The 5407-nt window shown below is 29.4% G+C and carries 10 protein-coding genes; 9 read left to right on the top strand and 1 reads right to left on the bottom strand.

Going from position 1 to position 5407, the window contains the following annotated elements; all coding sequences use genetic code 11:
- The coding region (locus VLC96_RS13685; protein ID WP_325263758.1) for a hypothetical protein at positions 1-325 on the top strand (325 nt) is incomplete at its 5' end.
- 169 nt (positions 326-494) lie between these two features.
- Positions 495-743, top strand: a complete 249-nt coding sequence (locus VLC96_RS13690) for a hypothetical protein (protein WP_325263760.1) — start codon at positions 495-497, stop codon at positions 741-743.
- On the opposite strand, the gene VLC96_RS13695 is transcribed toward VLC96_RS13690, so the two are convergent.
- Entirely contained in the window at positions 729-1055 is a 327-nt protein-coding gene (locus VLC96_RS13695) for a hypothetical protein (RefSeq protein WP_325263762.1), read from the bottom strand. The genes VLC96_RS13690 and VLC96_RS13695 overlap by 15 nt on opposite strands.
- Positions 1056-1147: 92 nt before the next feature.
- Between VLC96_RS13695 and VLC96_RS13700 the strand changes: the two genes are divergently transcribed.
- The 7 genes from VLC96_RS13700 to VLC96_RS13730 all read left to right on the top strand — a co-directional run bounded on the left by VLC96_RS13700 (position 1148) and on the right by VLC96_RS13730 (position 5273).
- A complete protein-coding gene (locus VLC96_RS13700; protein ID WP_325263763.1) occupies positions 1148-1435 on the top strand; it encodes a hypothetical protein in 288 nt (95 codons plus the stop codon).
- Between the two features lie 187 nt (positions 1436-1622).
- Positions 1623-2240, top strand: a complete 618-nt coding sequence (locus tag VLC96_RS13705; RefSeq protein ID WP_325263764.1) for a hypothetical protein — start codon at positions 1623-1625, stop codon at positions 2238-2240.
- Between the two features lie 181 nt (positions 2241-2421).
- Entirely contained in the window at positions 2422-2805 is a 384-nt protein-coding gene (locus VLC96_RS13710) for a hypothetical protein (protein ID WP_325263767.1), read from the top strand.
- Between the two features lie 192 nt (positions 2806-2997).
- Positions 2998-3516 carry a hypothetical protein gene (locus VLC96_RS13715; protein ID WP_325263769.1) on the top strand — a complete coding sequence of 173 codons (519 nt, stop codon included), beginning with the start codon at positions 2998-3000 and terminating at the stop codon, positions 3514-3516.
- An 8-nt stretch (positions 3517-3524) separates the two neighbouring features.
- Entirely contained in the window at positions 3525-3785 is a 261-nt protein-coding gene (locus VLC96_RS13720; protein WP_325263770.1) for a hypothetical protein, read from the top strand.
- A 4-nt stretch (positions 3786-3789) separates the two neighbouring features.
- Complete coding sequence (locus VLC96_RS13725) at positions 3790-4290, top strand: hypothetical protein (RefSeq protein WP_325263772.1); 501 nt, start codon at positions 3790-3792, stop codon at positions 4288-4290.
- Between the two features lie 158 nt (positions 4291-4448).
- Positions 4449-5273, top strand: a complete 825-nt coding sequence (locus VLC96_RS13730; protein ID WP_325263773.1) for an SIR2 family NAD-dependent protein deacylase — start codon at positions 4449-4451, stop codon at positions 5271-5273.
- The last annotated feature ends 134 nt before the right edge of the window (positions 5274-5407 follow it).

Consider the following 5407-nt stretch of genomic DNA (forward strand, 5'->3'; position numbering starts at 1 on the left):
CTATAGAACAAATTACGCATATCAAAATAGTAAAAAAACTTACCTTAAACTAATTGAAAATGAAATTAAGGGACAATTGGAATCCAACGAAATAAGTATTTGGGAATTTAATGATGAGTATTTTAACTATAAAGATTATAAATATGAAGCAAAAATAAAATGGAATGCTTTTAAAAATTACAGAATAATCGAGGACAATATTTTTTTAGATTTAAATATAGGAAATCAATCCTCATACATTCTGTCAAAAGAAGAAATTGGAAATGATTCCTTTGAAAATATAGTTGAACTTGTACACACCAAGATAAATAGAACCAGCCACTAACAGCCACTACAACGGATTTGGGCAATTGGCTTAATGGAAAAATGGTCTTGTATTTGGGATGATTTGGCAAATCCGAAGAATGGTCTTAATTTAGTCCCAAACCCGCTGTAGTGCCAGAACGTTATGCCTCATTGTAAGAAGAGACTAAGGCGTAAAACAAGAATATAAAATGACAGAACAAGATATAAATGCTTTTGTAGAAAATCGAAAATTTTACAGGAATGAATTGTATTCCGAATTGGAGTCTTATATTGAAGACACCAGACAGCGCACCCAAACTTATAAAGACGGTGTCTATAAAACAACTGAACAAATATTCCCAGATTGGAATATGGATAAAGCTTCAGAAGCAATGGACTTAATACAATGGCTAAAAAAGTTTGTAGAAACAGACACTAGAAAACTAGAGTGTCTCTAAAAAAGTGTGAGTTTTATAACGGGCATCCCAAAGCAGTTCTTTAAATCTTGGATATTCAATTAGGTCAATATGTGACATAGATGAGTTTTTATGAAATTCTATTATCTCCCGACAAAGTTGATTTAATTTGGTTTCATATATTATTTCACATTGTTTACCGAAGTAGTTTCCAACGATAAGAGGAATCGTTTCAAATTGTTTATCTACGTGTTCTCCTGTTTTTAAGGAAGTTTTATATTCTTCTTGTAATAGTTTAACTTCGGTTTGAAATTTTTCAGTTGCGGGAATATCGGCGGGATTGTAATCTGACATAATTTAAAGTGTTTAAATGAAAACCAAAAGTAATTAAAATATATAGCCTTTAATATAAAGATAGACCGCAATAAATAATCAATAAGAAAAAAATGATTACATATAAATTTCACACAAAATTTGAAGAAGATGGTTTTTATTGGAATCTAAATAAATGCATGATTTTTTTCAAAGAAGCAGACCAAGAAAAAAAGGATAAAATAATTAAAAGCTCTATTCGTAGCTTCCAATTAGGGGTGTTAAATCACAGAAACGGTAAAACCGACTTTATAAAAAAATTAAATTATGATTATCAGATGATATACAGTTGTCTAAATGCAATTTATGATGAGAAACTCTATGAGTTTAGTGAAGAAGAGCTTTCTTGGTTTAGGGATTGATTCTTAAAAAGAACAGAAGCGTAAAACAACGAGGCATAACACACGCTACAAGCAAGCTGGGCATTTGGATTAATTTGAAGATGGTTTTGTGTCGGCGAAAAAAGTAACAACAGAAAGAAAAATAATTATTAACCCCAGCCTGCGTGTAGCGCGAAGACGTTAGGCAACATATTAAACCAAAATGTGAATGAAAAAAATATCAATATTAATTCTTCTTAGTTTAATATCTTGCGGAAAGAATTCTGTCCGAATTGAAAGTGGTTTCACTAAAATTAATCATGAATATCAAGATAGAAATAAACTAATCGAACTGATAAAACCAAATAAAGAATATGTGTATTGGGAATATGCTACATTCACACCAGATTCTTATAAAAGTCAAAAAGAGGTAATTAGAAAATGTGGTGATACATTAATTAGAAATAATTATACTTTTTATCCTCCTGAATCAGGTTTCTTTACTGAATGTTTACCAGGCACTTGTTTTTCATATGTTACATATATTGAAAACGATGATGTTCATTACGTTACAGATGAAGTAGAAATGAAAAAATTCATTGGTAAGATTGATAATCTTGCTGAAGCAATTCTGATTTTACATATGTATGATTTGTGGTTTGACCCGAAAGAAAAAAAAGCGGGCTCATTTAAAAAAACAAATAATGGATTTGAATTATATATGATGAAATATAAACGTTGTCCCGAAACAAAAGAATCTATAAAAGTCGAAATAGACTCAATAGGAAACTTTAAGTTGAAGAGCAACGGAATTTATTACAAGTCAAACAATTGCATGATGTCATAAATACGATTGCCTAACAGCTACTACAACGGATTTGGGCAATAGGCTTAATGGAAAGATGGTTTTGTATTTGTTATGATTTGGCAAATCCGAGGAATGGGCTTAATTTAGTCCCAAACCCGCTGTAGTAGCGGGACGTTATGTGACATACAAGCAAAAACGTAAAAAAACATCTATTACTTTTATGATTGAAATTGATTTAAAAAATAATCTACATAAAGTGTTACTTTTTATTGGAATCGTTTCAATATTTATGTTTGGATATTATCTAACTCCGAATAAGGGTTTTTACGACCGAATGTTGAAAACGAGAATAGAAGAAAATTATAATGGAAAAGTTCTAGAAAAATATACTGATTCTTCAAATCATTGTACACCAATGTTAAAATTATCAAATAGGAATATCGCACTCGAAAATACATTCTGGGACGAAGTGAATATTAAAGATTCTATCGTCAAAATAAAAGGTGAATCATTCATAACATTATATCGAAAAGATAGAACGAAAATTATTTTCGACTATGAAAAATATTTTGAAAAATTATCTAAAAAAAACAAACCGAAGTAGTAAGTACGTCACATAACAGCTACTACAACGGATTTGGGCAATGGGCTTAATGGAATGATGGTTTTGTATTTGGGATGATTTGGCAAATCCGAAGAATGGGCTTATTTTAGTCCCAAACCCGCTGTAGTACCAGAACGTTGGTGGTTATTTAGGACAAAAATTGTGCAGAAATTAAAAATTAAAACAAAAACTATGACAATTAATAAAACGTATTTTTGGATTATTATAATATTAATCATCGTGTTTCTAATTTATCAATTATTGAAAATTGGGGATTTTGAAAAATTCACTGAAAAACAAAAGCAAAAAGCAAACTATATTATACTTTCAGGTGCTTTAATATTAATTTATTTGGGAGTTATGTTTAGCGCTTTTTTCCCAAACATTTATGTAATAGAAAACTGTGATAACTACCATTCAGAAATCCTGATTTTCCCTAAAACAACTGAAAAAGGACTGAACTTAACTTTTGGAGATGATCATTGTTATGTTTTAAATGAAAGCGATAATAACATAAATATAAAAACTCTGATTTATTCACAACCTAATTATAAACCTGTGATTTTTTTCAAAACATTAGATGAAGTATTAAATGCAAAATCTGAAAAACAATTCGAGATTGGATATTTTGACTTTATCTGTGAAACACCTGACAATAAAGTTTTAAGTAAAGGATCTCAATCATATATGAACGCAATAAATTGTAATTAAAGGAAGAAATGGAAAAAGAAGACTACGCAATATTTATTCACAAAACTTCAGGCGAAAAATTTGCAACTTTAAAAGAAAAAATCATTGAACTTGAATTCAATGCGAAAAATTGGCTGTGGAATTTACCAAAAGATACAAAAATAGAATGTTATAGAATTATTTTAGAAGAAATAACAGAACAAAAAATGATTTTTGAACTCAAAGATTTAAGACTTACAATGTCAATTAATTATAACGATTTATCAGAAGTGTTTTTCATACAAAAATAAGGATATGGAAATTGAAATGGACAAATGCCACTATTGTGATAAATACACAAGTGAAAAGCAAAAGTATTATGAACATACAATGTATGAAATATTAAATACTTCACTAATTCCAGGTGCGAATTACACATATAGAGAGAAAAAAATATCAATTCCACGATGTTCAAGTTGCTATAGTAAACACAGTAATAAATCTATTTATGTTGATTTATCAATATTTCTATTGTCAATGATTGGTATGTATATTTTCTTTGAACACATGATAGGTTTCACTTTTATATTACTAATCCCATCAATCTTAGTTTCTATGGTATCTACATATATATTATCCTCTGCTTTTGATTTATTTTTTACAGATAAATATTTTAAAGTTAAGGCAGAGACTGATATTGAAGAATACATTGAAATCAGAACATTGCTAAATTTAGGTTGGAAAATGAATAAAAAATCAAGTTTGAATATAACCGAAAAAGATATATCAAAAACAAGCCCATATAGAGGTAAATAAACAACCACCAACAGCTACTACAACGGATTTGGGCAATAGGCTTAACGGAAAGTTGGTTTTGTATTTGGATGATTTGGCAAATCCGAGGAATGGGCTTAATTTAGTCCCAAACCCGCTGTAGTAGCGGGACGTTAGCAGATATTTTAGAAAATCAGAATATGAAAGACCAACTTGATGAAATAATAAAACAAGTATATAATAAAAAGAATAAAAATTTATTCACGTTTTTAACTGGTGCCGGAATTTCTGCTGATAGCGGAATACCTACTTACAGAGGTACAGATGGTATATGGATAAAAGGAACTAAATTTCACAAACCAGAAGAATTTGGAACGTTTAAATATTTTAAAGAAAATCCAGAAGAAGTTTGGCAATACTGTCTTTTTAGAAAAAAGATGTTTGAAAATGTTGAACCAAACGAGAGTCACAATGAAATTGTAGAAATCGAGAATCTTTTACAAGATAAATTTCATTTAATAACCCAAAATATAGACAATTTACACAGACGTGCTGGAACAAATAGAATTTACGAGATACACGGAAATAATAGAGAGATTAAATGTTCAAATGGTTGTAAGGGAATAGAATATCTTCCTATTGAAATTAAAGGAAAGAATATAGATGAAGATTTAACAGAAAAGGATATTGAATTATTAAAATGTAAAGAATGTGGTGATTGGATGAGGCCTAACATTTTGTGGTTTGATGAAGTTTATAATGAAGAAACAAATAAAATATTTAGCTCACTAAAAATTGCCAAAAACTCAGGTATTCTTTTTATCGTTGGAACTTCTGGAGCAACAAATTTGCCAATGGAAATTGCCGAAACAACATTAAAATATGGAGGAACAATTGTTGACATAAATACAGAAGACAATTTGTTCACAGAACTAATTAAAGACAAGAAGAATAAAATTATTATTCGTGAAACTTCAACTAAAACTCTGAAAATAATAAAAGAAATATTAAAAAACATCTGCTAACAGCTACTCCTATGTAAAGCATCGTAAAGTTATTCACAACTTTTGAGAGGGTTATATGTTGGTTACTTTTCGAGTATAGAATTCCGTTCCAACGGCTTGTTGAAAAAGTTGGAGACAACTTTTTGTCTGCCGAA

The organism is Flavobacterium sp., assembly GCF_035456085.1.
GTDB lineage: Bacteria > Bacteroidota > Bacteroidia > Flavobacteriales > Flavobacteriaceae > Flavobacterium.

Excerpts from the sequence above, each read along its gene's own strand:
- VLC96_RS13690 (WP_325263760.1), top strand. The coding sequence starts at position 495 with ATGACAGAACAAGATATAAATGCTTTTGTAGAAAATCGAAAATTTTAC.
- VLC96_RS13695 (WP_325263762.1), bottom strand. The coding sequence starts at position 1,055 with ATGTCAGATTACAATCCCGCCGATATTCCCGCAACTGAAAAATTTCAA.
- VLC96_RS13700 (WP_325263763.1), top strand. The coding sequence starts at position 1,148 with ATGATTACATATAAATTTCACACAAAATTTGAAGAAGATGGTTTTTAT.
- VLC96_RS13705 (WP_325263764.1), top strand. The coding sequence starts at position 1,623 with ATGAAAAAAATATCAATATTAATTCTTCTTAGTTTAATATCTTGCGGA.
- VLC96_RS13710 (WP_325263767.1), top strand. The coding sequence starts at position 2,422 with ATGATTGAAATTGATTTAAAAAATAATCTACATAAAGTGTTACTTTTT.
- VLC96_RS13715 (WP_325263769.1), top strand. The coding sequence starts at position 2,998 with ATGACAATTAATAAAACGTATTTTTGGATTATTATAATATTAATCATC.
- VLC96_RS13720 (WP_325263770.1), top strand. The coding sequence starts at position 3,525 with ATGGAAAAAGAAGACTACGCAATATTTATTCACAAAACTTCAGGCGAA.
- VLC96_RS13725 (WP_325263772.1), top strand. The coding sequence starts at position 3,790 with ATGGAAATTGAAATGGACAAATGCCACTATTGTGATAAATACACAAGT.
- VLC96_RS13730 (WP_325263773.1), top strand. The coding sequence starts at position 4,449 with ATGAAAGACCAACTTGATGAAATAATAAAACAAGTATATAATAAAAAG.